A 24,754-nucleotide genomic window follows, 5' to 3' on the forward strand; every position below is an offset into this window, starting at 1 on the left:
ATCCTATGTGGGGCCTGCCGGTCGGCGAACGGATCGGACCGACCGAGACTGAACCGATCGTCGCCTCGGTGCGTCCAATGGTCGATCGGTGCACACGAAGGGAGCGAGATGGCAGAGGGCAGGCACCGTTGCGCGAGCTCCCTGGAGTTGCCACGGTGGACTACAGCTACAAGCACTCCTTCACCCACGGCAACGATTTCCTGGTCGACCTGATCTTCCGCGACGACGCCCGGTTGAACGAGGTCGAGCACGCGGTCTCGCTGTTTCACGACGAAACCGACCACCAGGATTTCGATGGCTACCAGACGACTCTGGCGGTCACGCTCCGATCCAATGTCTACTCGTACGTCCCCGCCGACCCTGCAAGCATCAGGACCTGGTTCACGATGCTGACCGACCCCGCCTTCTTAGCGACCGGCGCTCGAGCAGTCGACTGGGCAATCTCCGTCCCCGCCGAGTCCGATGGCGTCGCCATCGCGAGGACGATGAACTACGTGGCGGATCGGTATGCCACGATTTTCGAAAGCAAGTCGGGCTCCGTTTCCGTGGGGACGTCGCCGTCTGATGGCGCTGACCCCGCCACGCCGCAACCGAGTCTGTCGCTCTCGCTCAACGGCACCCGCCCCGTCCCAGAGGAACTCGCGGTGTGGGAGACGTTCACCTCTCGATGGCCGGACATGTCGTCGATCACCATGGACTTCACCTACATCGAGTACACCGACCAGCGCTCGGCGATCACCCGGGTGGTGTTTCCAGGAGCCTCCGCGTACTCGACCCCCGAACTCGACCCGGTGCAGCTCGCCATTGCGGCGGAACAGGAGCAGTTCCTGCAGCAGTCACCCGTCCCCATGCATTACGCCGCTACCGGAAGGTAGACGTATGTGATTCGTGCGGAACGACTTTCACTGCGGGACTACTCCAGCAATTCGAAGCCCACCAGACCCATCCGCAGACCGTTGACCTGCACCGCGAGTTCGTGACCGCCGGGGTAGTACCGCCGCGTGGTGATCGGCGCGAAGGAATGCGTCTTCGCGATGTCGACGCGCTCACCCGGGCCGACCGTCTTCGCAGCCAGTTTGAAGACCTTGTGGGCTACTTTGCCGTTCGCCTTGAGGAACCCCACGCTGTAGTCGACGATCACCTTGACCGGCTCGGCCCCGGAATTGATCAGAGTCGCCGAGATGCTCAGTGTGCCGCCGACGGAGACGGTCGGATCCACACTTAACCCGACGATGCTGACGCCGGTCGGTGCAGCAAATCCCAGCAGCGCCAACGCATTCGCGTCGCCCCGTTTGATCAGCGTCCGCAACGCGTGCCGGACCAGCCGGTCGGTGTTGGCGTCCGGCTCCGCCAGCCAGCGTGCCGCGGTGTCCACCACAAGGTCGGGATGTTGCCGGCTCAGGTCGTTGAGATGGTTGGCAACCGACCGCCGGACGTAATCGCTGGGGTCGCGGTAGAGCGCGTCGATGATCGGCAGCGTGGCGTCGGGTCGGGTGAGCAATTCAGGGACTCTCCTGGCCCAGGGCAGGTAGTGCCTCGTTCCCTCACTGGCGAGTCGCCGTACGTGTTCGTCCCGTGCGGTGGTCCATCGCCGGGCAGCGGCGAGGGTGCGGTCCAGGTCGGCGACGAGCATCGTCCGCAACGCGAACTCCGCCGTGAGCCTGGGGGTCAGCTTTTTGAGGAGTCCGAGCCCGGTGTCGAACGCCTTGGCAGATCCTGCTGTGGATGCCCGCGATGCCACGGCCTCGGTGATCGGCCACACCATCCAGCCCGAGCATTTCGGTTGCGCCACCAGAGCGTTGACCGCTGCGACGAAGTCGCCGTAGTCGTCCGGAAGGTCCTCGAGCAGGGCGTCGCGCACCAGGTCAGAGCGCTCCTTGAGGGCCATCCCATCGAAGACCCTGGCCGACTTCTTGGTCGCGGTGCTGCGCTGCCCGGCAACGGTCAGGCAACCGGCCAGGTCTTTCACCGCAGGGGCACCCAGGAGTTCATCGGCGAACGGCACCCTGGCAGCCTACGCAGTGCGCCTGCAGGTGTCTGGTCGAGTTCGGCTTCCTTCGCCCCCTGTCTTGTATTACCAATAGTCAGGCTCTACTGTTCTGACTATGCTCATTGCAAGTCAGCCCGCCGCGCCGCCCGTGCACACCGACCGGTCACGCTGGATCGCCCTCGCCGCGGTGTGCTTCGGCATGATGCTCACGTTCCTCAACATCACCGCCACCATCTCCTCGGTCCCGTCGATCCAGTCCGACCTCGCCGCAGACAGCGCGACCATGGTCTGGATCCCGAGCGTCTTCGCCCTGGTGGTGGCCAGCCTCGTACTCTCGGCCGGAACGCTGGGCGACGTGATCGGCCGACGGACGGCTTTCCTCCTCGGCTCGGCGATCATGTCGGCAGGCAGCCTCACCTCGTTCCTGTCCCACACCAGTGGGTGGCTCTTGGCCGCCCAGGCCATCACGGGCGTCGGCGCAGCACTCGTGCTCCCGAACAGCCTGTCCATCATCAGCAACAGCTTCACCGACCCGAAAGAACGTACCGAGGCGATCAGCATCTGGGCGGCCTGCTCGGGCCTGGGCCTGGCGATCGGACCGCTGTCTGCCGGAGCCGTACTCGGGGCGTTCTCCTGGAACGCCGTCTTCGGCGTCAACGCGATCGCAGCGCTCGCCGTCACCCTCATCGCTCCGTTCGTCGTCCCGGCCAGCAAGGTGCCCGGCGCCAGGCTGGACCTGCCGGGCCTGCTCAGCGCAACGACCGCGATCGCCGCACTCGTGTTCTGGGTCATCGACGGCTCCCACAGCGGGTTCGGTTCGGCGCGCGCGATCATCGCGATTGTCGTATTCGTCTGCGCCATGGCCATGTTCATCGCAGTCGAGAGGGCCGCCCGCGCCCCGATGCTCGACATACGCCTGTTCAGATCGCCCTCGTTCTCCACGGTCATGCTGGTCAGTGCGACCGTGTTGTTCGGATTCACCGGCCTGGCGTTCATCTCCGTTCTCTACTTCGAGAAGGTCGGCCGACTCGACGCCTGGACGACCGGATTGCACATGCTGGCGCTGATGGGAACCTATGTCGTCGTGAGCGGCATCGCACCACGACTGTTGCCCCGCACCGGATTCAAGGTGATGATGACGGCCGGGCTGTTGATCATCGCCGCCGGCGCCCTGCTCCTGCTGAGGGTCCACCCGGAGCAGGGGTGGACGAACATGTCGATCGCGCTCGTGGTCCTTGGCGTCGGATTCGGCTCGTTGATCGCCCCTGCCACAGCAGCCGCGATGAGCAGCGTCGAGCCCGCCCGAGCCGGCATGGCAAGTGGCACCGTCAACATGTTCCGGCAGCTCGGCGGCGTGCTCGGGACGAGTGTCCTCGGATCCATCCTGACGTCGCAGGTCGCGGCCGCCGCAGTGACAGATTCGCCCGCTGAGGCCTTCGAATCGGCCTTCCACGTCTGCGCCGTCGTCGCAGCCGTCGTGTTCGCCGTCGTGGCCGTTCCCACCGCACTGTTCGTCCGAAGCCGACCCGCACACTGAAGGATCAGACAATGAGTATCGATCAAGCACAACCTGTTTCGGGCGATGCCGTGGACGCTGCCATCGCGGGCATCGACTGGGGCAAAGCCCGGCACCGCGAGGTGACCTGGCACGACCCGGCCATACCCGCCCAGGTCGCCACCAAGCTGTCCGGCATCGACTACATGCACGCGCTTGCCGACGGCCGGATCCCGGCACCGCCGATCGTCGGACTGATGGACGCACGCCTGACCTCGGTGACACCGGGCGCAGCCGAGTTCACCCTGACCCCCAACGAATCCCACTTCAACCCGATCGGCGCCGTCCACGGAGGCATCATCTGCACGTTGCTCGACTCCGCAGCCGGGTGCGCCGTCCACACAACACTTCCTCAGGGCGTCGGCTACACCTCCGTGGAGATCAAGGTCAACTTCATGCGTGGGACCACACTCGATTCCGGCGATCTGATCGCCAGGGGCTGGGTGAAGAAGGCGGGCAGACGGGTGGCGTTCGCCGAAGCGGAGATCACCGACTCGCTCGGCAAGACCGTCGCCACCGCCTCCACCTCACTCTTGGTGTTCGAGGTGCCCTGACATCAGCCGGCTTCGACGACGACCTTTCCGACCATCGCACCGCCTTCCTGTCGCTCGGTAGCGGCCTCACCGGGTCTGCCGTGCGCGACGCGAGGCACCTCTGCGCCATATCGCCGTCTGACCTCGGCTGCGAAGTCGTTCAAGGATACGGATCAGCGAACGCAAAAAGTTCGAAGAAACTGCAGGTAGACGGCCTGACACCGGCCTGGGCGCCCTACCAGGGGTGCACGTGGTCGGCTCTGCTGTTATTTTGCTGTTATCTTTTCTCGGGGTCGCAGGTGGCCCCGAGGACTTCCCGGCTCGTTTCGGGCCATCTGAACACTGCATACGAAGGAAACTGATGCGCGCAAAGTTTGCCTGGCGGAAATTGGTCGCCGGCGCCGCTGCCGTGGTTGCGGGCGTGACCCTCTCGGTCGCTGCCGTTCCTGCCACCGCCTCCGCCGAACCTCAGACCGTCCGCGTCTACTCGGCCTCGATGGGCAAGAGCATTCCGGTGAAGGTACTCCCCGCCGCGGGCGGTGGCTCGAACAACGCCACCCTGTACCTGCTCGACGGCTTGCGCGCCCCGAACAACAACAGCGGCTGGTTGCTCGAGACCGATGTACAGCGTTTCTTCGCCGGTAAGAACGTCAACGTCGCCATCCCGTTCGGCGGCGGCGGCAGCTTCTACACCGACTGGCAGCGGGACGACCCCACCCTGGGTCGGCAGAAGTGGGAGACGTTCCTGACCCGCGAGCTGCCCGCCTACATGCAGGCCAACTTCGGCAGTGACAACCGCCGCAACGCCATCGCAGGCCTGTCGATGAGCGGCACCTCCGCGCTCAACCTGGCCTCCAAGCACCCGAACTTCTACTCCGGTGTTGCGTCGTACAGCGGCTACCCGACCGTCAGTTCCCCCGGATTCGCCCAGGGCATCGCCGCATCCGTCCTCGAGATGGGCGGCAACCCCGTCAACATGTGGGGCATCTGGCCTGCGGGTGCCTGGCTCGAGAACGACCCGTCGCTGCACACCGCGAACCTGCGCGGCAAGCGCGTCTACGTCTCGTCCGGCGCCGGATCACCGAGTACCAACCCGGCTTTCAACCCGGCCAGCGCGTCGTTCGATCCGATCAAGTTCTCACAGATGGTTCCGCTGGAAGCCGCCGCAGGCATCAGCAGTCAGCTCTACGTCGCCAGCCTCCAGGCGGCCGGCATCAACCCGCAGACCCACATCACACCTGAAGGCGTCCACTGGTGGTCGTTCTGGCAGGACCGTCTGAAGGAATCCTGGTACGGGACCCTGGCGCCTGCCCTGGGGGTCTAGACCCGCACAACCCACGCCAAGGCCGCGATCCGACGCACGTCGGGTCGCGGCCTTTGTGCTTCGACGCCCCTCCCCGAGTCCGCTGGGACACGCGGCTGCGATTAGCTTCGAGACATGGACAACTTCTCAGCCCTGGTGGCCCGGCAGGATGACGATCAGATCGTGACCGCGGTCGAGAGTCTCGAGGCAGCGCAACTCCCCGACGGCGACGTGACCATCCGGGTGCTGTATTCGAGCGTCAACTTCAAGGACGCGCTGGCACTGACGCCGAAGGGCGGAGTGGTGCGTGACTATCCGGTCGTCCCCGGCATCGACCTGACCGGCGAGGTGGTCGAGTCGCACTCCTCGGACTTCGCGGTCGGCGACCTGGTCCTGGCGCACGGTTACGAGATCGGCACCGGACGGCACGGCGGATACGCGGAGTACGCGCGGGTTCCGGCCGGATGGGTCGTCTCGCTCGGTCCGATCTCCCCGCACGACGGAGCGGCCATCGGCACCGCCGGATTCACTGCGGCGATGAGCGTGCAGGCCCTGATCGAGCGCGGCCTCTCTCCCGCAGACGGGCCGGTCCTGGTGACCGGGGCGTCGGGCGGAGTCGGTTCTGTCGCCGTCGACCTGCTGGCGGGTGCGGGCTACGAGGTCGTCGCCTCCAGCGGCAAGACGGAAGCCGCCGATCGGCTCCGCGCCCTCGGTGCTACCGACGTGATCGGGCGGCTGCCGGAGGACCCGGATGCCAAGCCCCGCCCGTTGGGCAAGACACGGTGGGCCGGAGCCGTCGACTGCGTGGGCGGCGCGACGCTGGCGGACGTCCTGAGCTCGGTCAAGTACGGCGGCGCGGTCGCGGCCAGTGGCCTCACCGGAGGACCGGGCCTGTCGACGACGGTCCTGCCCTTCATCCTGCGCGGGGTCGCGCTGCTCGGGATGGACTCGGTGCAGATGCCCATCGAGCCGCGGCGGGCGCTCTGGGAGAAGCTCGGCACCTCGCTGATCCCACATCATCTTGCAGACGTCACCACAGAGGTCGACGTGAAGGACGTCGTCGGAGTCATCGACAAGGTCCGGGCGGGCACGTTCTCCGGTCGCGCCGTCGTCAAGGTTGCCGGCGGCTTCTGATCGGTGCCGGACGGTCAGGAGACCGTGATGACCACCTTGTCCGGATAGAACGCGAGGTGCCCGGCGATGTCCGAGACGGCGTCATAGGGCTCGGCGTAGGTCCACGCCGCGTCGGTGATCACACCATCGGGTGTCACCAGGTCGAAGTACGAGGCGTCGCCCTTGTACGGGCAGTACGTCTCCGTCGAACTGGGTCGGAGCAGTGCGGGATCGATCGCTGTCAGGGGCACATAGGCCACCGGCGGATAGGAGGACTCCTGCAGGGTGAGCGACTCCGCGGTGTCGGCGACGACGGTCTCACCGGCCCGCACCCTCACCTGACCTCCGCTGCGTTCGACGGTGATCGGATGCGTCTCGTCGGGAATCAATCGGGTCTTTGCCATGTGATCCACCTCTCTCGTGTCACTCGCATAACCACTCGTCGGTCGCGCTGATTCCCCGGTCTCACGGCAGCAGTCGACGCAGGTACTCAGCGGTCTTGTCGTCGGCCGGATAGAAGCTCTCGACGCTGAGTTCGTCCACGGTCACATCCAGTGGCGTCCCGAAGGTGGTGACCGTGCTGAAGAACGACAACTCCTGATCATCCGCGCGGAGTCGCATGTACACGGCGACGTCGCCGGATATCACCGCGTCTTCTTCCTCTACTTCCGGCGCCGGGAATGCTTTCAGTTCGGCGAGCAGCGATGTCAGCGCGGGATCGCCGGTCACCCGGATCTGCCTGTCCAGGCGCTCGAACAGGTGCGTCCGCCATTGCCCGAGATTGATGATCCGGCCCCCGAGTCCACGCGGATCGAGACTGAACTTGAGGACGTTGAACGGCGCCGCGAGCAGATCCTCGGGAGCATCGTGGGTGAATGCCGCCACCGCCGCGTTGGCGTCCACCAGATTCCAGTGCCGATCGATCGCCAGCGCCGGAAACGGTTCGGTCGCCGTGAGGACCTGGCGTATCGCGCTGCGCACCATGGTCATCCGTTCGCCGTCCAGTGGCGATTCGCCGTAGCTCGGCGCAAACCCTGCCGCCAGCAGTAGCTGATTGCGTTCACGCAGCGGCACGTCGAGGTGGTCGGCGAGCTTGAGCACCATCGTGCGACTCGGCGCCGACCGACCTGTCTCCAGGAAGCTGAGATGTCGGGCGGAGACGTCGGCCGCCGACGCCAATTCGAGCTGCGGCACACGCCTGGTGGTTCGCCAGTCCCGCAGCAGATCGCCGAAGAGGTAGCGCTGTCGGTCGGTCATATCCAGACGTTCCCTTCCGTTCTCAGATACATCATGTCCGCGACTTCACGGTCAGCCTATGATCGGGCCCGGACCATCGAACGCCGGATCATCAACGCCGAGGAGCTGGACATGAGTGTGCTCGACCGTTTTCGGATCGACGACAAGGTGGTGATCGTCACCGGCGCCTCGTCCGGGCTGGGCGTCGCCTTCGCCAAGGGTTTCGCCGAGGCCGGCGCCCGTGTCGTCCTGGCAGCGCGCCGCGCCGACCGGCTCCGGCAGACCGCCGAACTCGTCGAATCAGTCGGCGGCACCGCACTTTCGGTGGTCACCGACATTTCCGATCCCGATCAGGCCACCGCACTGGTCGACGCCGCCATGGCAGAGTTCGGCCAGGTAGACGTGCTGATCAACAACGCCGGCGTCGGCACCGCGGTGCCGGCGACCCGAGAGACCCCGGACGAGTTCCGCGCGGTCGTCGACATCAATCTGAACGGCTCGTACTGGGCCGCACAGGCCGCCGGCCGGGTGATGCAACCGGGGAGCTCGATCATCAACATCTCGAGCATCCTCGGCATCACCACCGCAGGCCTCCCCCAAGCCGCCTACTCGGCCAGCAAGGCTGCCATCGCCGGACTCACCCGAGATCTGGCCCAGCAGTGGGGCAGTCGGAAAGGTATCCGCGTCAACGCGATCGCCCCGGGCTTTTTCAAGTCCGAGATGACCGACACCTACCCCGACGGCTACCTGCAGGCCATGGGTCCGCGGTTGGTGCTGAGCAGGACCGGCGACCCGGAAGAACTGGCTGCCACCGCAATCTGGCTGGCGTCGCCGGCCTCCGGATACGTCACCGGCCAGACCATCGTCGTCGACGGCGGCGTCAGCATCACCTAGCTCGACGGGCCGTTCCGCTTCGCCATCTCAGGTGGGCATCTTGTCGATGAACCCGTAGACGGCGGTGATCTTCTCGTCGTCGTTCACGACTGCGACATCGAACCCGACCACCAGCGGTTCGGCGCCCGCCTCCGTCACCAACTCCCAGGTGAACCTGGCGATGTTGTGGTGGGCGTCGAGCACGGTGCCACGAACGAACCGTAGACCGGCGAACTGCTCCTGCGCGCCGGCGATCACCCGGTCGATGCCGTCGACGCCGCTGACCGACGCGAGCGGATCGGTGTAGACGCCGTCGGCAGCCCACAGTGCGCCGATCGCCTCGCGACGGGCCTGCGGGTCCGTCTCGTTCCATGCGGCGAGGTACTGATCGATCAACGCCCCCACGGCGTCGTCGTGCACTGTCTCGTGAGGCATCTCCGCGGTGTGGTCGAGCTCCGCTACGCCGTGACTGCTTGATGTCATTGCCATCTCCTTCTGCTTGGGTGTGTACCAATCGTGCTGGTCACAGGCGCCTCGCGGCGATGACGTCGAAGGTAAGTATTTCGCAGGTCGGCCGGGGACTGCGGACGGAGAACGCAGCCGTCTAGGATTGTCGACAAAATCCCGACCGGCGTGCGTTGCGTCCGGCAGAGAGGACGAGACTCGCTGTGGCCGTGTCACGAAGGACGATCGACGAGCAGGGACTGCCGGTCAGCCTGGTGGATGTCGCCGGCCGGCGCGTCCGTGACGCCATCCTCTCGGGTTCGCTGAAGCCCGGGGACAAGATCGTCGAAGAGCAACTCTGCGGCAGTCTCGGTATCAGCAGGGCGCCGTTGCGCGAGGCACTTCGCCTCCTCGGCCAGCAGGGTCTCGTCGAACATCTCCCGCGCCGCGGATCCCGCGTCACCGCATGGTCTCCGCAGGACATCCTGCAACTGTTCGAATTGCGGCACCTCCTCGAAAGGCACGCCATCGAATCGGCCCTACCCCTTGCCGACGTGGAGACCGCGCTCGATCCCGTCCGCGAGGCGCTGGGTGACATGCGCGCCGCAAGTGAGCGCGATGACGACCTCGAGAAGGACGACGCTCATCGGCGCTTCCACGCGGCGGTGGTCGGACTTGCCGGAAATCGCCAGCTCGACATCGCGATGGAACCCGTCCTGCTCAAGCTGCAGCTGCCGATGGCGATCAATCTCCGCAACGAAGCCCGAGTCCATGACCCGAGCGACGGAATCCGCCGGCACCAGCGAATTCTCGAAGCATTGGAAACCAACGATTCGCGAATCGCGGTTGCTGCGGCGAAGAATCACGGACAACTGGCCTATTTGGGCCTGGAGAGCAACAGCTAACACAAAAGACACACAGCCGTTCCGCGGTTGGCACGATTCTGTCGACAATCGACATTATGACTTTCGATGTAACGGCAACCGGGCCCTCGATCGGCCCCTCGGTGGCGGAGATCCTCCAGTCCCATGCGAGCGGCAGCGGCTCCCCGACGAAGACGGCGGCTCGCGTGGCCGACGCAATTGCCGCCAGAGGTGACGACGGCACCTGGCTGTCGACAGTGCCGCGCGAAAAGCTCCTCGCCGCAGCCGAAGCCATCGAACAACGACCCGGGGCCCGCACGCTCCCGCTCTACGGAGTCCCCTTCGGGGTCAAGGACAGTATCGATGTGGCAGGGGTGCCGACCACGCTGTCGTGCCCCGACTACGCCTACATCCCCGCGGCCACCGCACCGGCGGTGCAACGACTGCTCGACGCCGGCGCCCTCTACGTCGGTAAGACCAACCTCGATCAGTTCGCGACGGGACTGAATGGGACCCGCACCCCCTACACGGTGCCGCGCAGTGTCTACGGCAACGACATGATCTCCGGCGGTTCGAGTTCCGGGTCCGCGTTGACCGTGGCCCTGGGTCAGGTGCCCTTCGCGGTCGCCACCGACACCGCGGGATCGGGCCGGGTGCCGGCCGCACTGAACGGCGTGGTGGGTTTCAAGCCATCCCGCGGCCTGATCAGCACCGTCGGCCTCGTGCCGGCATGCAAGTCCCTCGACTGCATCACCGTGATGGCCGGTTCGATCGACGACACCGACCGGGTACTCGAGGTGGTGATCGGTCGCGACGACCGCGACTCCTGGTCTCGAGACCGCGGTCCCCGCCACGACGGCCGGTCCATCAGGGTGGGGTTGCCCGCTCCCGATGAACTCGACTTCTTCGGGGACGCCGAGATGCAGACCGCGCATCTGGCATTCCGCGACCGCATCTCCCGCACCGAGGCCATCGTCGATGCCCCGTTGGCTCCGTTCCTGGCCGCAGGTGCCCTGCTCTACTCGGGACCGTGGGTTGCCGAACGCCTCGTCGAGTTCGCCGACTTCCTTGCCGCCAAGCCGGATTCGATCTTCCCTGTGGTCCGCGACATCCTCCGCAGCGGCGAGAAGTACACCGCTGTCGATGCCTTTGCCGCACAGCAGAAGCTCCAAGACCTCAAAGCCGAGGTGGCCCGCCTCTGGGAACACATGGACGTCCTGGTGGTCCCCACGATCGGTACCACCTTCACCGTCGACGAGGTCGTTGCGCGTCCCATCGACTGCAACACGATGCTGGGTCACTACACGCACTTCGGAAATCTCCTGGACCTCAACGGGATCGCCGTTCCGGTCGGCCACGCTGCCGACGGCCGTCCGCTGAGCGTGATGATTCTCGGGCCCGCACTCTCCGACGACACCGTCCTGACCCTTGCCGCGAGATTTCTCGATGAACCCCGCACCACCTCCACGCTGCCCGCCGGTGCGCAGCACAAACATTCAGCACCCACAACTCTCACCGAGGAGCATTCATGACCGAAAACCCTATCGCGGCAACGTCCGTCGAAGCGACACCGGGACCGTTTTCCCTGATCGCGGACAAGACTGCGCTGATCGCGATCGACATGCAGCGCGACTTCATCTTGCCCGGGGGTTTCGGCGAGAGCCTCGGCAACGACGTGAACATGCTCCTCAAGGTGGTCCCACCGCTCGCCGACCTGCTCGCCGCCGCGCGGGCCGCCGGAATGCTGGTGATCCACACCCGAGAGGGCCATTTACCCGACCTATCCGACTGTCCTCCTGCCAAACTCAAGCGCGGTGCACCGTCCAAGCGGATCGGCGACCCTGGCGAATACGGCCGCATCCTGATCCGCGGCGAATACGGCCACGACATCATCGACGAACTCGCCCCGATCGACGGTGAGATCGTGATCGACAAACCAGGCAAAGGTGCGTTCTACGCCACCGACCTGCAACAGATCCTCACCGAGGCCGGCATCACGCAACTGCTGGTCACCGGTGTCACGACGGAGGTGTGCGTGCACACCACCACCCGGGAGGCGAACGACCGCGGATACGAGTGCCTCGTCGTATCCGACTGTGTCGGTTCGTACTTCCCGGACTTTCAGCGCATCGGTCTCCACATGATCAGTGCGCAAGGTGGAATCTTCGGCTGGGTCGCCGATTCCGCGGCGGTCATCCCCGCCATTGCCGCTCTATCCGCCAAGCCAGTCTCCGCCCCCACCTCCCAGAGCTGACAGGAACACGTCCATGAGTACCGAAGTCAACGAGAAAGTCCCACTGCCCACACCGGCCGAGCCCGTGAAGATCCCCTGGTGGACCCGCGGCGACACCAACGCCTTCTTCGGCCTGGGTTTCAACATCCTGGTGAACGTCCTCACCCTCACCGGGCTGATGATCGGCGTCATCAGTGTCTCGCCGGGTGACGTGCTGGGGACGGTGCTACCCGCGCTCGGCGTCGCGCTGATCCTCGGCAACCTCTACTACACCTGGCTGGCCCGACGCCTGGGCCAGAAGGAGAATCGCACCGACGTCACCGCGTTGCCGTACGGCCCCAGCGTCCCGCACATGTTCATCGTCGTGTTCGTGGTGATGCTGCCGGTCTACCTGAACACCGATGACGCGATCGCGGCCTGGCAGGCAGGTCTCGCGTGGGCGTTCATGATCGGCATCATCGTCATGATCGGCGCCTTCGTCGGACCGTACATCCGCAAGATCACCCCGCGCGCAGCGATGCTCGGCACCTTGGCAGGCATCTCGATCACGTTCATCTCGATGCGTCCCGCCGCCCAGATGTACGAGGCCGCGTGGATCGGCCTCCCCGTACTCGCCATCATCCTGATCGGCTTCTTCACCAATGTGCGCCTGCCGGGCAACATCCCGGTCGGATTGGCCGCTCTGCTCGTCGGTACCGCCATCGGCTGGGCCGGCGGTTTCATGGACGCACCCGCCGTGGGCGATGCGATCGGCGACATCGCGGTCGGCGTCCCCGATCAGCGCTTCGACATGCTGTTCGACGGATTGAAAGACCTCGCACCCCTGCTCGGCACCGCGATCCCCCTCGGCGTCTACAACTTCACCGAAGCCATGAGCAACGTGGAGAGCGCAGCGGCCGCCGGTGACAACTACAACCTGCGCAGCGTCCTGCTCGCCGACGGTGCCGGCGCGATCATCGGTGCCGGCTTCGGCTCCCCGTTCCCGCCTGCGGTGTATATCGGACATCCGGGCTGGAAGGACGCGGGCGGTCGGGCGAGTTACTCGCTCGCCAGCGGTGTCGCCATCGGATTACTGTGCTTCCTGGGTCTTTTCGGAGTCCTCGATTCGATACTGCCCGTACCGGCCATCGTGCCGATCTTGCTGTACATCGGTCTCCTCATCGGTGCGCAGGCCTTCCAGGCAGTGCCGCGGATCCACGCCATCGCGGTCGTCGCGGCGATCTTGCCGAACCTCGCGCAGTGGGCCCACGGACTCATCGACAACGCGCTCTCGGCAGCCGGTACGACGGCGAACGATGTCGGCATGGAGTCGCTCAACGGCGCGGGCGTCGTCTATGAGGGTTTGAAGGTGTTCGGTGAGGGTGCGGTCCTGGTCGGACTCGTCTTGGGCACGATGGTCACCTTCATCATCGACAAAAAGTTCCTCTACGCGGCCATCGCCTCGGCCGTCGGAGCGGTGCTCTCGTTCATCGGCCTCATCCATGCCCCGGAAGTCGCCTGGAATGCGGCACCCGAAGTGGCCCTGGGTTACCTGTTCTTCGGCATCGTCTGCCTCGGCTACTACTTCCTCCCCGGGGGCAAAGAATCTGTGGAGCACGATGATTCGGACGTGATGGCGGAGTAATCACACTCTCGCCACGAATAGCGGTGCCCCGGCCATGTTCAGGTCGGGGCACTGCTGTTTCGTCGCCGGCGCATCCGTCAGAGTGCGCTGCCTGCGGTCCAGGTCTCCCAGGGCACGCCCCAGTCGCCGTTCTGCCACAACTCGAGCGCAGGACCGCCGGTGTTGCGGACCTCGACGACGTCGCCGGTCACGGCGAAGTCGTAGAACCACTTGGCATTCTCGGGGTTCAGGTTCAGACAACCGGACGACATGTTGGTGTTGCCCTGCTGGGGGATGGTGTCTTCCAGCTGATGCAGGTAGATACCGTCATTGCTGATCCGGGTGGCCCAGTTGATGGTCTCGCGGTAACCGAGGCGCGAGTTCACCGGCAGACCGTAGGTGGACGAGTCCATGATCACGGGGTTGGCCTTGTCGAGAACGGTATACGTACCCGATTGCGTCCAGAAGTGAATGGTCTTGCCGTTGACCGTCTCGGTACCGCCCCGACCCATCGACGTGGGCATCGTGCGCACCAGTTCATCGTTGACGTAGACGCTCACCTGCTTGGTGGTGTCGTCGGCGATGGAGACGTGCGAATCACCGATGGTGAACGAGCACATCGCGTCGTCCTGACCATAGAGGCCGTTACCGAGGTCGATGGCGTACACCATCGCACGAGCGGTCACCTTGGTCCCCGGCCGGAAGTACTCCTGCGGACGCCAGTGCACGTTCTGGTCGTCGACCCAGTTCCACTGACCTGCTACGGCGGGTTCCGTCTCCACCGACAGTGCTCTCTGCGCAGCTGCCCGGTCGGTGATGGGCTCGTCGAAGTGCACCACGGTGACCATCCCGACGCCGTACGTGGCACCGTCTGTCATCGCTCCCCCGCCGGTGGTGACAAACGAGGGCATGGTCAGGTTGTTGGGCTCCACCGTGCTGAACGTGCTCGTCGCAGAGCGGGTGCGGCCCGCCGCATCGCGAGTGGTCGCATCGAGTTGGTAGGTCTTGGAGTAACCCAGGGCCGTGTCCGGCTTCCAGGCGAGCTTGTCCGGGGTCATGACGCCGGGGATCACTCGACCCTCGTCGTTGGTCATGACCACGTCGACGAGCTCGCCCTCGGCGACGCTCACCAGCACCGTGCCCACCGGATCGAAACCTACGGTTGCCGTCGGTGGCTCGAACGTCAGCTGCGCCTCGGGTATCGGCGGCGGCGTCGAGGACTTCTGGGTCGTCGACCCTCCGCTTGTACACGCGGCCAGCGCTGCAGCCAGCACACCACCGCCTGCGATGAGTAGCCCCCGCCGACTCAGATGACCATCTACGATCCGATGGCGTTCGGACACGGGCACGCTCCTCTTTCACTACTTCCACGACGCTCGCGATCAGCAACGCTCACCAGTTTACGGATCGCCGACCGGTTTGCCCGTTTCCGTCAGGCCCGCCTGCGGCGCCGACAGGACACGTAGTAACCTTTCCGTGTCCTCGCTGATACCAAAACGTTGCCTCTGAGACAAAGGACCTATTTGTGGCTCGACACCGCCTGACTGCACCCGCCCCGTACCTTCAGGCGCCCGCCGCGGCCCCTGTGTCCTCGAGCCGCCAGGTCAGACCCGGTGTGACGCGTGCCCAGATGGCTCCGTGGGAGCGTGGCATCTGCCTGACGCAGTCCATCGCGGAACCGAGCGATGCTCAACGCAGAGTACTGGTGCAGACGCCGTCCGCAAGTCGAGGCGGCGGGCAGCATCGCGCCCCACGTACCGGCGTGGTCCCGACCACGGCGAAGGCAGGCGCTGTGGCCGCGGTCGCCGGAGTGATCGGACTGTCGGTGGGTGGAGCCGCTCAGGCTTCCGCAGACACCCCGGCCGCACCGGTCAACGCCGCGTTCCCGGCGTTGCCAGAGCTGCCTGCTCTTCCCCCCTTGCCGGCCCTGCCCCCGGAGCTGACCCTCCCGTCGGACCTGACGCTGCCCGCGCCGCTCGATGACCTGGTGCAGGACCTGCTTCCCCCGCAGTCGGCCCAACCCGACGGCCGCACCGCGGTGTCCCCGACCACCGGCACCATGACGTCGGGCTACGGCGCGCGGTGGGGCACCACCCACTACGGCCTGGACATCGCCAACGAGATCGGCACTCCGGTCTACGCGGTCACCGACGGAACCGTCTTGGAGTCCGGGCCCGCGAGCGGCTTCGGGCAGTGGGTTCGGGTGCAACAAGACGATGGCACCATCGGCGTCTTCGGGCACGTCGACCAGAGCTTCGTGACGGCCGGCCAGCAGGTCAAGGCCGGCCAGCAGATCGCCACGGTCGGTAATGAGGGACAGTCGACCGGACCGCACCTGCACTACGAGGTCTGGGACCAGAGCGGCGCCAAGATCGACCCCCAGGTGTGGCTGAACAACCGCGGTGTGAGCGTCGGCTGATCCGACAGACAAAGCAGCGCCCCGACCTGATGGTCGGGGCGCTGTTTGGTGCCGGCCCGGTTGGGGCACGCTGCACCCATGACCTTCCCGCATGAGAACGAAGAGCCCATCGGCGAGACTGCCGAAAAAGACGAGGAGAAAGACGTCTACGAGGCAGCCCAGGAAGGTGCAGGCGACGAGCGTGATCACGCCGTCGGTGGCTCAGAAGGCACCACCGACGGGCAATGAACGTACGGGGGCAGCCACAATCAGCGCGGCGAATCGCCGGTTACCAGCGGCAGCTCCGGATCGGCAGCCCACGCGGTCATCGAACCATCGTAGATGGCGACATCGTCGCGACCCACCAACGAAAGGGCCTGCGCGACACCGGTTGCAGCGATCCCACCACCGCAGTAGGTGACGATGGTCTTGTCGGTGTCGAGTAGACCCGCAGCCGCGAAGGCTGTGCGCAACTCCTCCACGGGTTTGAATCCGCCCTTTTCTGCGTCGAGTACCCCCGCGACCGGCACGTTGATGCTGCCCGGGATGTGGCCGTTACGCGCGTAGGTGGTGGTTTCGCCGCGGTAGGTCGGCTCGTCCAGGACGTTGACCAGTATGGTCGACTCGTCGTCAAGGGCGGCCAAGACCTCTTCCGTCGAACGCAGCAGTTCCGGTCGGCGTGCGGGAACGAACTCGCGGGGCGTCGCGGTCGACGACTCGTCGGTGACAGGGTGCCCCGCGGCCTTCCACGCGGCGATGCCACCGTCGAGAACGGCGACGTCGTCGAAACCCTCCAGCCGCAGGTGCCACCAGAAGCGTGTTGCCCAGAAGCCCGCCGACTGGTCGTAGACGACCACTTTCGCTCCCGCTCCGATACCCAAGGCGCCCGCAGCCGCGGCGAATCGCTCCGAGCTCGGCACTGTCCAGGCCTGCTCGCTGCCGGGATCGGCGAAGTCGGTCAACAGCTCCGCGAAGACCGCGCCCGGGATGTGTTCGGCCTGATAGGTCGCCTGCCCGGACTCGGGGACGTATGGCCCGTCCTTCGGGATCGGTAGGTGGGTAGTGGCGTCCACGACCACCAGATCAGCGTCGTCGAGATGGGACTGCAACCACGCGACGTCGACGATCGCGGGAACTGTCTTGTTGCTCATGGGGCCTTCCGTAAGGATTCGAATCGGACATTCCCCCTACGTGCACGGTACTGGCCGGCAGAAGGCGCGGCCCGCCCCGAACCGAGGACCCGACGTCAGAAGGCGGCGGGAAACCGCCGGCGCAGTGCATCGATCTGCCTGCGGACCTCATACAACTCGACTCGCTTCGTGGCATGCGTCTCTGCAGGAGCTGCGAAAGTCGTGATCTCTTCTTCGATCTGCGTAGCCCACTCTTCGAGTTGCGCGGCAAAGTACTGCGCCTGCGCCTCATTCGAGTCCTGGCCCCACCTACTCGTGGTCATGGCGCAGGAGTCTATCCCGCCGACCACTGCCGTCGCGTGCTTCGGGTCAAGTCGCCAGGCGATCGGCGGCAACCTGTTTCATTGCCGCGAGGGTCGAGCGATCGACGTCGGCCCCCTCGTTGCCATCGAGGATGTCGCTCAGTCGACGGAAGTACTCTCGTTCGCCGATGCCGAACTCGACGAGGATGTCTTCGGCGGTCCCGCCGCCGTACGGATACCAGCGCCGGGCGAAGTCGAGAATTTCGAGATGCCCGGCCGGTAGGTCATTGCCTGTGATGGTCATACCTCAATTATCCAGCTGTCCAGAGAATTTCGCATCCTTGATCTGCGTATTCCGACCAAAGGGATCAAATGGATGAATGGCTGATGAACTGCGGATTAACGTGATGTGAGCCGGGAGCAGGAACCCTCCACCGGTACTGTCATGTCCAGTTCGGTGAGCACCGAGCGCCGGCGATCGACCGGGAACTGACGATCCGGCAGCCAGAAACGAGGACGTGAGATGAGTACCGACACAGGTGCGGTGGTCGTGGGTATCGACGGATCAGAGGCCGCGCTCGGCGCGGCGCGCTGGGCCGCGGACTTTGCCGCCAAGAGCGGTTCACCCTTGCAGTTGCTGCATGCCATCCCGCGACTCGAGTGGTACTTCGCCAATGCGATGGTGTTCAGCCCGGACGCCCTCGCCGATGAACTCGCCACCGACGGCGACAAGAAACTCGACGCTGCCGAAGCCGAGATCCGCGCCTCCCACCCCGAGTTGCGGGTCACCAGACGAATTGTCAACGAGGCGGCCGCCAAGGCATTCGCGGTGGCATCGGACACGGCCCGGCTGATCGTGATCGGGTCTCACTGGTCCAGCGCCGCAAGTGACCTCATCCTCGGCGGTCACGTCATCCGGATCGTCAACCAGGCCACGTGCCCGGTGCTGGTCTGGCGAGAGACCGCGGCGACACGGACGGGTAAGCCCCTACCCGTCGTGGTCGGTGTCGACGAGTCCGACAACTCGCTGCGCGCCCTTCGTGCTGCGTTCGCAACCGCCGAGGTTCTCGGTGCGCCACTGACCGTCGCACACATGTGGGAGACCGGAGCGGCCGTCGGCCTCGGTTACGGCGAAGGTCCTGTCGACTGGAACCTCCTGCACCTGCTGCAATCGACGCAGGAAGAGAAGCTCAACGAGATCGTCGCGCCGCTGCGCAAAGAGTTCCCCGGCGCGCACGTCCACAAGGTCTACACCGACGTCGGACCGGCCAAGGGCCTCAAGGAGCTGTCGAAAGAAGCCCAGTTGGTGGTCGTCGGCAGCAAGGGCCACGGCAAACTGTCCGGAGCCATACTCGGCTCTGTCAGCCAGAGCCTGATCCACCACGCGGAGTGCTCGGTCCTGGTGACCCCCTGAGGTGACCGGTGTGGTCGACCGCCTCGAGCGACACCAGGTCGCGATCTATCTGATCGCCATCGCGGCGGGCGGTGCAGTGGGCTGGGCGGCAACCGATCTCGGCTCCATTCTCGAGCATCTGATCAATCCGCTTCTGGGAGCGCTGTTATACGTCACATTTCTCCAGGTCCCGGTCGCCGACCTGGGTGAGGCACTGCGCGACACCAGGTTCCTGTCCGCCCTGCTGGTGATCAACTTCGTCCTCGTGCCCCTGGTGGTGGCGGTGATGTACGCGATGTTGCCTGCACAGCAGGCCGTGCAGGTCGGCGTGCTGCTGGTATTGCTCTGTCCCTGCGTCGATTACGTCATCGTGTTCTCGGGACTGGCCGGGGGCAGCAGTACCCGTCTCATCGCGGCCACCCCCCTGCTGCTGATTGCCCAGATGGCGCTGCTCCCACTGTTTCTGTGGCTCTTCCTCGGATCCGAGCTGACCGACGTCGTCGAGTTCCGGCCCTTCGCGGTGGCGTTCGTGGTTCTCATCGTGATCCCACTGGCGCTGGCCTGGGCCACCCAATGGTGGACGACGCGCAGATCTGCCGGCGCGCGCGTCACCGAGGCGGTGAACACCACCATGGTCCCGCTGATGGCGGCGGTGCTGTTCGTGGTGGTTGCCTCCCAGGTGCCTGCGCTCGACGGCAACCTGTCCGATGTCGCGTCCGTCGTGCCCTTTTACGTGGCATTTCTGGTGGTGATGGCGGCTCTCGGGGCCGCACTTTCGGCTGCCTTCCGCCTCGACACCGGGGGCAGGCGAGCGCTCGTCTTCAGCGGAGCCACCCGCAACTCGCTGGTGGTGTTGCCGCTGGCGTTGGCCCTGCCTGCCGGTTTCGAGATCGCGGCGGTCGTCGTGGTCACCCAGACACTGGTCGAGGTGATCGGCATGGTCGTCTACGTCCGTCTCGTTCCGCGCCTTGTCACCTGAGCACGCGAGCTCTACCCGCGCGCGCCGACCTCGCGGCGCCGGACTGAGGTAGCGCGCTACGCGTGTGCCGGTACCCCTGCGCCGGGCAGGGTCTCTCACATGGACTCGAAGCCCAGTCGCGGCGCGAAGCTCAAGGAATGGATCCGCCGGTACCTGCCCTGTGAAATTGCCGGAACGATAGGAGAATTCGGTGGCGCCGGTCTGGTGTATTGGACCACCGGGTCTCTGGCCACAGCTGCTGTGGCCGGGACGATCGGCGCGTCCATCGGCTACTACGCCATCGCTTTCGGTACTGCCGCCCGGTGCTATCACCACGCGGATTCGCGGCGCCGCGGTCCGCTCCGTGGAGTGGTCGCGGCGCTGCTCGCCCTGCGTAGTCTGCTGGTCGAGTTCGGGCCCGCAGAGGCGGTGGACTCGCTCGCCGTCCGACCGTTCGCCTTCTACGTAGGTCCACTGCTGCTGGGCAGCACCATGGCCGGCTGGATTGCCGCAAAGTTTTTCGCCGACATCATCTTCTACCTCTGCACCATCGTCAGCTACGAGCGATTCGGTTCGCTCATAGCCAGGAAACAGACCGTCCCCGAGGAGGCACACGATGGATCCATTGATTCGATCACGGTTGCGTGAGGAACTGCGCGACGTGGCCGCGACACACCACTGGGGCGACCTGCTACGTCAGCACGGCACCCCGCTGCTGATACTCGACCCCGCCCGCGCCGCCACGCAGTATCGCCTCCTGCAGGCACACCTGCCGGAGGTCGACTTGCATTACGCGATCAAGTCCATGCCTCACCCTGCCGTGATCAATGCGGTGGCCGCCTGCGGCGGGTCTTTCGACGTCGCCAGCGCCGGCGAAGTCGATCACGTTCGGTCCCTGGGTATTTCGATGTCGAGGTGCATCTACACCCATCCGGTGAAGAAGCCGCGAGACATCGACCACGCCTACCAGGCGGGGATCCGCCGGTTCGTCGTCGACAATCCCGGCGAGGCCCACAAGTTTCGGGGCCGCCCACCCGACATCGAGACCCTGGTACGACTCGCCTTCGCCAACCCCGGTGCCAAGTCCGACCTTTCGGTGAAGTTCGGTGTCGACGTCTCGGAGGCAGAGCAGCTGGTGAAGGACGTCCTCGCCACCGGAGTCCGGTTCATCGGCTTCAGCTTTCACGTCGGCAGCCAAAGCGCTTCAATAAAGCCGTTCCGGACCGCGCTCGCGGCAACCTCGGACGTCATCGACCAGGTCGAAGCTGCTGTGGGCGTACGGGTTCAGGTACTCGACATCGGCGGGGGTTTCCCGGTGACGTACCGCGATCCGATGCCGTCGATCGCCGAGGTGGGTGCGGTGGTGCGTGAGATCCTGGGGACGAGGACTCGCCGACTGCGCATCCTCGCCGAACCCGGACGGTTCATTGCGGCCGCCTGCGGCACCCTGCTGACCAGTGTGGTGGGGACTGCGATCAGGAACGGGGCAACGTGGCATTACCTCGACGACGGCTTGTACGGCAGCTACTCCAACGTCCTGACCGAAGATGTCCATCCGCCGCTGCTGGCCTTGGCGGAGATCGCGGGGTCGGCCACCGTCGCAGAACCCGTCGTCCTTGCCGGTCCCACCTGCGACAGCGTGGACGTCATCGCTCGGGACTACCCGATGCCGGTGCTCCGGGTCGGCGACGTGGTGGTCAGTCCGATGATGGGCGCGTACACGACGGTCACGGCCAGCGGATTCAATGGGATCACCCCGACACCGGTCGTCGTCGTCTGACCCGCCGCGAACTGTTCCCGGATCCTCAACCTGGCGCGGGTATCGGTGCCGCGACGTACGGTGGAGTGCAGAAACACACACACTGTGAGGCGTGATGACATTTCCATTCGAGGACTCGGAACCGATCGGCGAAACCGAGGAACTGCTCAAGCAGTCGGCCGTCTACGAGGCCGGCGAACACGGCCATGAGATCAACCGCGGCCACGCGCTCGGTGGAACCGAGGGTTCCACCGACGGGCAGTAGCCGTCGGTGAGGGTTCAGTCGGTCGGTCGCAGCCTGATCTTCTCCGAGGAGTTCGATGACCCCGACATCGACCTGGATGTCTGGCTTCCGCATTATCTGCCTGCCTGGAGTTCTCGGGCTGCGACAGCAGCGACGTACTCCCTGTCTGATTCGTGCCTGCACCTGAGCATCCCCCGCGATCAAGGCCTGTGGCCGGCCGAGCAGCACAGCCCACTTCGGGTGTCGGCCGTGCAGTCCGGCAACGGCTCAGGTCCGGTCGGCGGAACACTCGGCCAGCAGCCACCACACGCCGGTGCCGTTGTTCGCGAAGAACAACCCGCGTTCGCCGGCTGGACACCGTCGTGCGGATATCTCGAGACCCGCATGCGTGCCACCATCTCGCCGCGGTCGATGTTCGCCTGGTGGATGGTCGGCCTCGAAGACATCCCGGCTCGTAGCGGCGAGATCTGCGTCGCCGAGATCTTCGGCGACACCGTCACTGCGCGGCCATCGGCAGCCATCGGTACCGGGCTACACCCTTTTCGGGACCCGAATCTGATCGACGATTTCGAGGCGATGCCGGTACCCATCGACGTCACCGAGTTCCATACCTACGCGGTGGACTGGACGCCCGATGCCACAGCCTTCTACGTCGACGACGAACTCGTTCGACGCTGCCCGGATCCACCGACCTATCCGATGCAGATGATGTTCGCTGTCTTCGACTTTCCCGATCGGTCCGACGGCAACGACGACCACCTCGTCCCCGAGCTTTTCATCGACTACGTGCGCGGCTACGCCTGACGAGTCGGTCGTAGCAGCGCCAACGACCGCAGCGCGATACTGCCGACGATCGCAGTCGCCACCGCGAAGAGCAGCCAGATCCAAGCGACCTCACCCGGCGGATGCGTCAGCGCCAACCAGTGGATTCCGTACGTTGCAGCGGCAGCAGCCGTGAACGTGAACGACCAGAAGCCAAGGGAGAAGGGCACCCTGCGGTACCGCGGCAGCAGCATCAGCTGGCTGCCGATGAGCAGTACTGCAATACCCAGCAGCGCGATCTGAACACGATCCTCGGAGCTGTCCGGGGCCGTGATCGCAAACCACGCGTTACCCCCGACCACGGGTGGGGCCGCGAAGATCGCCATCGTGGGCACCAACGCATCCGGTAACGGAGCGAAGAAGGCGTGCCTGGCCACGAGGGCGGCGCCGACGAGGAACCACGCCAAGACCGCTGCGCCGAACACCCCGATGGCGGTGTTCGGTGCACCGATGGTCGCCAGCGACTGGGCACCGACGAATCCGGCCGCGACGATCGGCAGCAGGTGACCCGAGTGCAGCTCTTCTATCGAACCCATACCGAGCAGCACGTTGTGGACGAATCCGAGCGCCAACACCACCGCCACGACGAATCCGCCGATCACCACACCGCGTCCCACTGCTGGGGCTTCCGCAAACAACCGGTCTCCCAACAACATTGCGGTTGCCGGTGCCAGCGCGACAAATGGGCCGGTGACGGGGTGCCGGAAGTGTTCCACGTAGTGGACCGGGTTCCCCGCACGAGCGCAGAAGCGGACGACGTTGATGACGAAGACGACGGCGGTGATGATCCACAGCCCGTCGGCCGCACCCACCGGCAGCCCGGTGTGCGCGGCGGTGATCGTCCACGTCCCAGACAGGCCCGCGAGACCGAATCCCACTCCGAAGATGCCGGGGGACAACCCCTTCGGCTGAGATTTTGCCCCCGTCTCGCTCATCGCCGAACGCGGCTGCTCAGCGCTTCGACGATGGCCGCGGCGGCACCCGGCCGGGCGTTCCGGAAGCCGGTACCCGCCCAGTGGTTGGTCGCGTGGGCGTCACCCGCCTGCACTGCGGCGCGGCGCAACGGTCCGGTGAGATAGTGGATCTGAGGGTACGCCAGCGGCGCGGTCTGATCGTGGTCGTCCACGAACCGATTCCGCAGGCCTCGGGCGTACCGCCCCGAGAACGCCTTGGTGACAGCGGTTTCGGTGAACTGCGCATCCTGTAGCGCTGCTCGAGACACCGGGTTCGTGCCGGCCTCGTCGCTCAGCAGCAGCGCCGTTCCCACCTGTGCCGCGACTGCCCCGAGACCCATTACCCGCTCGACCTCTTCGGGGGTTCCGATCCCACCTGCCGCAACCACCACGGCGGCGCGCTCGAGAACTGCCGCGAGGATGACGTCGAGCGAATCCGTCGCCGGCTGCGCCAGCGGATCGAACGTGCCGCGGTGCCCGCCGGCCCCCGGACCCTGCGCCACGAACGCCTCGACCCCACGGGCCTTCGCGATCTCGGTTTCGGCCGCCGTGGTGACCGTTGCCACGGTCGTGATCCCCGCGGCCCGTAGCCGGGCGATGTCGTCGGCGCTCGCGCAGCCGAAGGTGAAGGAGACGACCTCGGGTCTGAGATCGAGGAGCACCTCGACCTTCGCCGGGTAGTCGTCGTCGGTGTAGCGGGGCTCGCCGAGTTCGACCTCGAATTGCGAGGCCAGTTGCGCGAGCTCGTCGGCGTACCCCGCGATCTCCACGGGCTTTCCGGTGTCAGACTGCGGCACAAAGAGATTGACCCCGAACGCTCCGGTGGTCAGGGTCCGCGCGGTGTCGATGTCCGCGGCGAGTTTTTCAGCTCCCAGCAAGGCGCCTGCCAGGAAGCCGAGCCCGCCGGCGTTGCTGACCGCAGCGGCCAGCGCCGGGGTGCTGGGACCGCCTGCCATGGGTGCACCGACGATCGGGGCGTCGAGCCCGCGTAGGTCGAACATGGTCACCACCCGCCTCCTTCAACTTGTCCTGAGCCGACGGTAGCCTTC

At 65.6% G+C, this 24,754-nt stretch carries 28 protein-coding genes; 18 read left to right on the forward strand and 10 right to left on the reverse strand.

From position 1 onward, the window contains the following. Positions 1 to 155: 155 nt before the first annotated feature. A complete protein-coding gene (locus tag BH683_RS27705; protein ID WP_143696146.1) occupies positions 156 to 875 on the forward strand; it encodes a hypothetical protein in 720 nt (239 codons plus the stop codon). Positions 876 to 913: 38 nt separating this feature from the next. Here the strand turns inward: BH683_RS27705 and BH683_RS27710 are convergent, their stop codons facing one another. Further along, on the reverse strand, positions 914 to 2,005 hold the full coding sequence (locus BH683_RS27710; protein WP_084839494.1) for a DNA alkylation repair protein: 1,092 nt from the start codon (positions 2,003 to 2,005) through the stop codon (positions 914 to 916). A 100-nt stretch (positions 2,006 to 2,105) separates the two neighbouring features. On the opposite strand from BH683_RS27710, the gene BH683_RS27715 reads away from it, so the two are divergent. The 4 genes from BH683_RS27715 (at position 2,106) to BH683_RS27730 (ending at position 6,515) form a co-directional block, all read left to right on the forward strand. Beyond that, positions 2,106 to 3,527, forward strand: a complete 1,422-nt coding sequence (locus tag BH683_RS27715; RefSeq protein WP_084839495.1) for an MFS transporter — start codon at positions 2,106 to 2,108, stop codon at positions 3,525 to 3,527. Positions 3,528 to 3,538: 11 nt separating this feature from the next. Beyond that, positions 3,539 to 4,099 (forward strand): PaaI family thioesterase, encoded by a 561-nt coding sequence (locus BH683_RS27720; protein ID WP_084839496.1) that lies wholly within the window; start codon positions 3,539 to 3,541, stop codon positions 4,097 to 4,099. A 340-nt stretch (positions 4,100 to 4,439) separates the two neighbouring features. Next, positions 4,440 to 5,402 (forward strand): alpha/beta hydrolase family protein, encoded by a 963-nt coding sequence (locus tag BH683_RS27725; protein WP_084839497.1) that lies wholly within the window; start codon positions 4,440 to 4,442, stop codon positions 5,400 to 5,402. A 114-nt stretch (positions 5,403 to 5,516) separates the two neighbouring features. After that, on the forward strand, positions 5,517 to 6,515 hold the full coding sequence (locus BH683_RS27730; protein ID WP_084839498.1) for an acryloyl-CoA reductase: 999 nt from the start codon (positions 5,517 to 5,519) through the stop codon (positions 6,513 to 6,515). 14 nt (positions 6,516 to 6,529) lie between these two features. Here the strand turns inward: BH683_RS27730 and BH683_RS27735 are convergent, their stop codons facing one another. Both BH683_RS27735 and BH683_RS27740 read right to left on the reverse strand, forming a co-directional pair. Next, positions 6,530 to 6,898, reverse strand: a complete 369-nt coding sequence (locus BH683_RS27735) for a DUF427 domain-containing protein (protein WP_084839640.1) — start codon at positions 6,896 to 6,898, stop codon at positions 6,530 to 6,532. Between the two features lie 61 nt (positions 6,899 to 6,959). After that, the gene (locus tag BH683_RS27740) at positions 6,960 to 7,751 is read right to left on the reverse strand and encodes a helix-turn-helix transcriptional regulator (RefSeq protein ID WP_084839499.1); all 792 of its coding nucleotides are present in this window, start codon (positions 7,749 to 7,751) and stop codon (positions 6,960 to 6,962) included. Between the two features lie 111 nt (positions 7,752 to 7,862). On the opposite strand from BH683_RS27740, the gene BH683_RS27745 reads away from it, so the two are divergent. Continuing rightward, positions 7,863 to 8,624, forward strand: coding sequence for an SDR family oxidoreductase (locus BH683_RS27745; protein ID WP_084839641.1), 762 nt, complete (start codon positions 7,863 to 7,865; stop codon positions 8,622 to 8,624). 27 nt (positions 8,625 to 8,651) lie between these two features. On the opposite strand, the gene BH683_RS27750 is transcribed toward BH683_RS27745, so the two are convergent. Continuing rightward, a complete protein-coding gene (locus tag BH683_RS27750) occupies positions 8,652 to 9,086 on the reverse strand; it encodes a nuclear transport factor 2 family protein (RefSeq protein WP_246833635.1) in 435 nt (144 codons plus the stop codon). 185 nt (positions 9,087 to 9,271) lie between these two features. Here BH683_RS27750 and BH683_RS27755 point away from each other — a divergent pair, with 185 nt between their 5' ends. The 4 genes from BH683_RS27755 to BH683_RS27770 are packed head-to-tail and all read left to right on the forward strand — an operon-like array spanning position 9,272 to position 13,767. Then, positions 9,272 to 9,952 (forward strand): GntR family transcriptional regulator, encoded by a 681-nt coding sequence (locus BH683_RS27755; RefSeq protein ID WP_084839501.1) that lies wholly within the window; start codon positions 9,272 to 9,274, stop codon positions 9,950 to 9,952. Positions 9,953 to 10,008: 56 nt separating this feature from the next. Next, positions 10,009 to 11,442 (forward strand): allophanate hydrolase, encoded by a 1,434-nt coding sequence (locus BH683_RS27760; RefSeq protein ID WP_084839502.1) that lies wholly within the window; start codon positions 10,009 to 10,011, stop codon positions 11,440 to 11,442. After that, positions 11,439 to 12,164, forward strand: a complete 726-nt coding sequence (locus BH683_RS27765) for a cysteine hydrolase (RefSeq protein WP_084839503.1) — start codon at positions 11,439 to 11,441, stop codon at positions 12,162 to 12,164. The genes BH683_RS27760 and BH683_RS27765 overlap by 4 nt, the downstream gene beginning before the upstream one ends. A 13-nt stretch (positions 12,165 to 12,177) precedes the next feature. Then, positions 12,178 to 13,767, forward strand: coding sequence for a regulator (locus BH683_RS27770; RefSeq protein ID WP_084839504.1), 1,590 nt, complete (start codon positions 12,178 to 12,180; stop codon positions 13,765 to 13,767). Between the two features lie 77 nt (positions 13,768 to 13,844). On the opposite strand, the gene BH683_RS27775 is transcribed toward BH683_RS27770, so the two are convergent. Next, a complete protein-coding gene (locus BH683_RS27775) occupies positions 13,845 to 15,089 on the reverse strand; it encodes an Ig-like domain-containing protein (protein WP_246833636.1) in 1,245 nt (414 codons plus the stop codon). 272 nt (positions 15,090 to 15,361) lie between these two features. Between BH683_RS27775 and BH683_RS27780 the strand changes: the two genes are divergently transcribed. Together BH683_RS27780 and BH683_RS28780 are read left to right on the forward strand one after the other, a co-directional pair. Further along, positions 15,362 to 16,165, forward strand: coding sequence for a M23 family metallopeptidase (locus BH683_RS27780; protein WP_348639239.1), 804 nt, complete (start codon positions 15,362 to 15,364; stop codon positions 16,163 to 16,165). Between the two features lie 78 nt (positions 16,166 to 16,243). Beyond that, positions 16,244 to 16,393 carry a hypothetical protein gene (locus BH683_RS28780; RefSeq protein ID WP_168187144.1) on the forward strand — a complete coding sequence of 50 codons (150 nt, stop codon included), beginning with the start codon at positions 16,244 to 16,246 and terminating at the stop codon, positions 16,391 to 16,393. Positions 16,394 to 16,413: 20 nt separating this feature from the next. Here BH683_RS28780 and BH683_RS27785 read toward each other — a convergent pair whose 3' ends face one another. From BH683_RS27785 to BH683_RS27795, 3 genes are all read right to left on the reverse strand, one after another. Further along, the gene (locus BH683_RS27785; protein WP_084839506.1) at positions 16,414 to 17,295 is read right to left on the reverse strand and encodes a sulfurtransferase; all 882 of its coding nucleotides are present in this window, start codon (positions 17,293 to 17,295) and stop codon (positions 16,414 to 16,416) included. A gap of 95 nt (positions 17,296 to 17,390) precedes the next feature. Next, positions 17,391 to 17,597: a hypothetical protein gene (locus BH683_RS27790; protein ID WP_143696147.1), complete on the reverse strand. Its 207-nt coding sequence runs from the start codon at positions 17,595 to 17,597 to the stop codon at positions 17,391 to 17,393. Between the two features lie 46 nt (positions 17,598 to 17,643). Then, positions 17,644 to 17,880 carry a DUF3263 domain-containing protein gene (locus BH683_RS27795; protein WP_084839508.1) on the reverse strand — a complete coding sequence of 79 codons (237 nt, stop codon included), beginning with the start codon at positions 17,878 to 17,880 and terminating at the stop codon, positions 17,644 to 17,646. Between the two features lie 219 nt (positions 17,881 to 18,099). Here BH683_RS27795 and BH683_RS27800 point away from each other — a divergent pair, with 219 nt between their 5' ends. From BH683_RS27800 to BH683_RS27820, 6 genes are all read left to right on the forward strand, one after another. Further along, the gene (locus tag BH683_RS27800) at positions 18,100 to 18,990 is read left to right on the forward strand and encodes a universal stress protein (RefSeq protein ID WP_084839509.1); all 891 of its coding nucleotides are present in this window, start codon (positions 18,100 to 18,102) and stop codon (positions 18,988 to 18,990) included. Positions 18,991 to 19,000: 10 nt separating this feature from the next. Beyond that, the gene (locus BH683_RS27805) at positions 19,001 to 19,948 is read left to right on the forward strand and encodes a bile acid:sodium symporter (RefSeq protein WP_246833637.1); all 948 of its coding nucleotides are present in this window, start codon (positions 19,001 to 19,003) and stop codon (positions 19,946 to 19,948) included. A 99-nt stretch (positions 19,949 to 20,047) separates the two neighbouring features. Beyond that, positions 20,048 to 20,575 (forward strand): hypothetical protein, encoded by a 528-nt coding sequence (locus BH683_RS27810; protein WP_084839511.1) that lies wholly within the window; start codon positions 20,048 to 20,050, stop codon positions 20,573 to 20,575. Next, positions 20,544 to 21,707: a type III PLP-dependent enzyme gene (locus BH683_RS27815; RefSeq protein WP_084839512.1), complete on the forward strand. Its 1,164-nt coding sequence runs from the start codon at positions 20,544 to 20,546 to the stop codon at positions 21,705 to 21,707. Before BH683_RS27810 ends, BH683_RS27815 begins: the two co-directional genes overlap by 32 nt. Positions 21,708 to 21,798: 91 nt before the next feature. Next, positions 21,799 to 21,951 (forward strand): hypothetical protein, encoded by a 153-nt coding sequence (locus BH683_RS28785; protein WP_168187134.1) that lies wholly within the window; start codon positions 21,799 to 21,801, stop codon positions 21,949 to 21,951. Positions 21,952 to 21,957: 6 nt separating this feature from the next. Next, a complete protein-coding gene (locus BH683_RS27820) occupies positions 21,958 to 22,734 on the forward strand; it encodes a glycoside hydrolase family 16 protein (protein ID WP_210405286.1) in 777 nt (258 codons plus the stop codon). Here the strand turns inward: BH683_RS27820 and BH683_RS27825 are convergent. Both BH683_RS27825 and BH683_RS27830 read right to left on the reverse strand, forming a co-directional pair. Further along, a complete protein-coding gene (locus BH683_RS27825; RefSeq protein WP_084839513.1) occupies positions 22,725 to 23,687 on the reverse strand; it encodes a hypothetical protein in 963 nt (320 codons plus the stop codon). The two genes, BH683_RS27820 and BH683_RS27825, sit on opposite strands and share 10 nt — an antisense overlap. Beyond that, positions 23,684 to 24,712: a nitronate monooxygenase gene (locus tag BH683_RS27830; RefSeq protein WP_094647821.1), complete on the reverse strand. Its 1,029-nt coding sequence runs from the start codon at positions 24,710 to 24,712 to the stop codon at positions 23,684 to 23,686. The genes BH683_RS27825 and BH683_RS27830 overlap by 4 nt, the downstream gene beginning before the upstream one ends. Between the last annotated feature and the right edge of the window lie 42 nt (positions 24,713 to 24,754).

The sequence above is a fragment of the Williamsia sp. 1138 genome (genome assembly GCF_002095435.2).
Lineage (GTDB): Bacteria > Actinomycetota > Actinomycetes > Mycobacteriales > Mycobacteriaceae > Williamsia.

Bases quoted from the DNA above. Each gene is read 5' to 3' on its own strand.
- BH683_RS27715 (WP_084839495.1), top strand. From the start codon at position 2,106: ATGCTCATTGCAAGTCAGCCCGCCGCGCCGCCCGTGCACACCGACCGG.
- BH683_RS27720 (WP_084839496.1), top strand. From the start codon at position 3,539: ATGAGTATCGATCAAGCACAACCTGTTTCGGGCGATGCCGTGGACGCT.
- BH683_RS27725 (WP_084839497.1), top strand. From the start codon at position 4,440: ATGCGCGCAAAGTTTGCCTGGCGGAAATTGGTCGCCGGCGCCGCTGCC.
- BH683_RS27730 (WP_084839498.1), top strand. From the start codon at position 5,517: ATGGACAACTTCTCAGCCCTGGTGGCCCGGCAGGATGACGATCAGATC.
- BH683_RS27735 (WP_084839640.1), bottom strand. From the start codon at position 6,898: ATGGCAAAGACCCGATTGATTCCCGACGAGACGCATCCGATCACCGTC.
- BH683_RS27740 (WP_084839499.1), bottom strand. From the start codon at position 7,751: ATGACCGACCGACAGCGCTACCTCTTCGGCGATCTGCTGCGGGACTGG.
- BH683_RS27745 (WP_084839641.1), top strand. From the start codon at position 7,863: ATGAGTGTGCTCGACCGTTTTCGGATCGACGACAAGGTGGTGATCGTC.
- BH683_RS27750 (WP_246833635.1), bottom strand. From the start codon at position 9,086: ATGACATCAAGCAGTCACGGCGTAGCGGAGCTCGACCACACCGCGGAG.
- BH683_RS27760 (WP_084839502.1), top strand. From the start codon at position 10,009: ATGACTTTCGATGTAACGGCAACCGGGCCCTCGATCGGCCCCTCGGTG.
- BH683_RS27765 (WP_084839503.1), top strand. From the start codon at position 11,439: ATGACCGAAAACCCTATCGCGGCAACGTCCGTCGAAGCGACACCGGGA.
- BH683_RS27770 (WP_084839504.1), top strand. From the start codon at position 12,178: ATGAGTACCGAAGTCAACGAGAAAGTCCCACTGCCCACACCGGCCGAG.
- BH683_RS28780 (WP_168187144.1), top strand. From the start codon at position 16,244: ATGACCTTCCCGCATGAGAACGAAGAGCCCATCGGCGAGACTGCCGAA.
- BH683_RS27785 (WP_084839506.1), bottom strand. From the start codon at position 17,295: ATGAGCAACAAGACAGTTCCCGCGATCGTCGACGTCGCGTGGTTGCAG.
- BH683_RS27790 (WP_143696147.1), bottom strand. From the start codon at position 17,597: ATGACCACGAGTAGGTGGGGCCAGGACTCGAATGAGGCGCAGGCGCAG.
- BH683_RS27795 (WP_084839508.1), bottom strand. From the start codon at position 17,880: ATGACCATCACAGGCAATGACCTACCGGCCGGGCATCTCGAAATTCTC.
- BH683_RS27800 (WP_084839509.1), top strand. From the start codon at position 18,100: ATGAGTACCGACACAGGTGCGGTGGTCGTGGGTATCGACGGATCAGAG.
- BH683_RS27810 (WP_084839511.1), top strand. From the start codon at position 20,048: ATGGACTCGAAGCCCAGTCGCGGCGCGAAGCTCAAGGAATGGATCCGC.
- BH683_RS27815 (WP_084839512.1), top strand. From the start codon at position 20,544: ATGGATCCATTGATTCGATCACGGTTGCGTGAGGAACTGCGCGACGTG.
- BH683_RS27825 (WP_084839513.1), bottom strand. From the start codon at position 23,687: ATGAGCGAGACGGGGGCAAAATCTCAGCCGAAGGGGTTGTCCCCCGGC.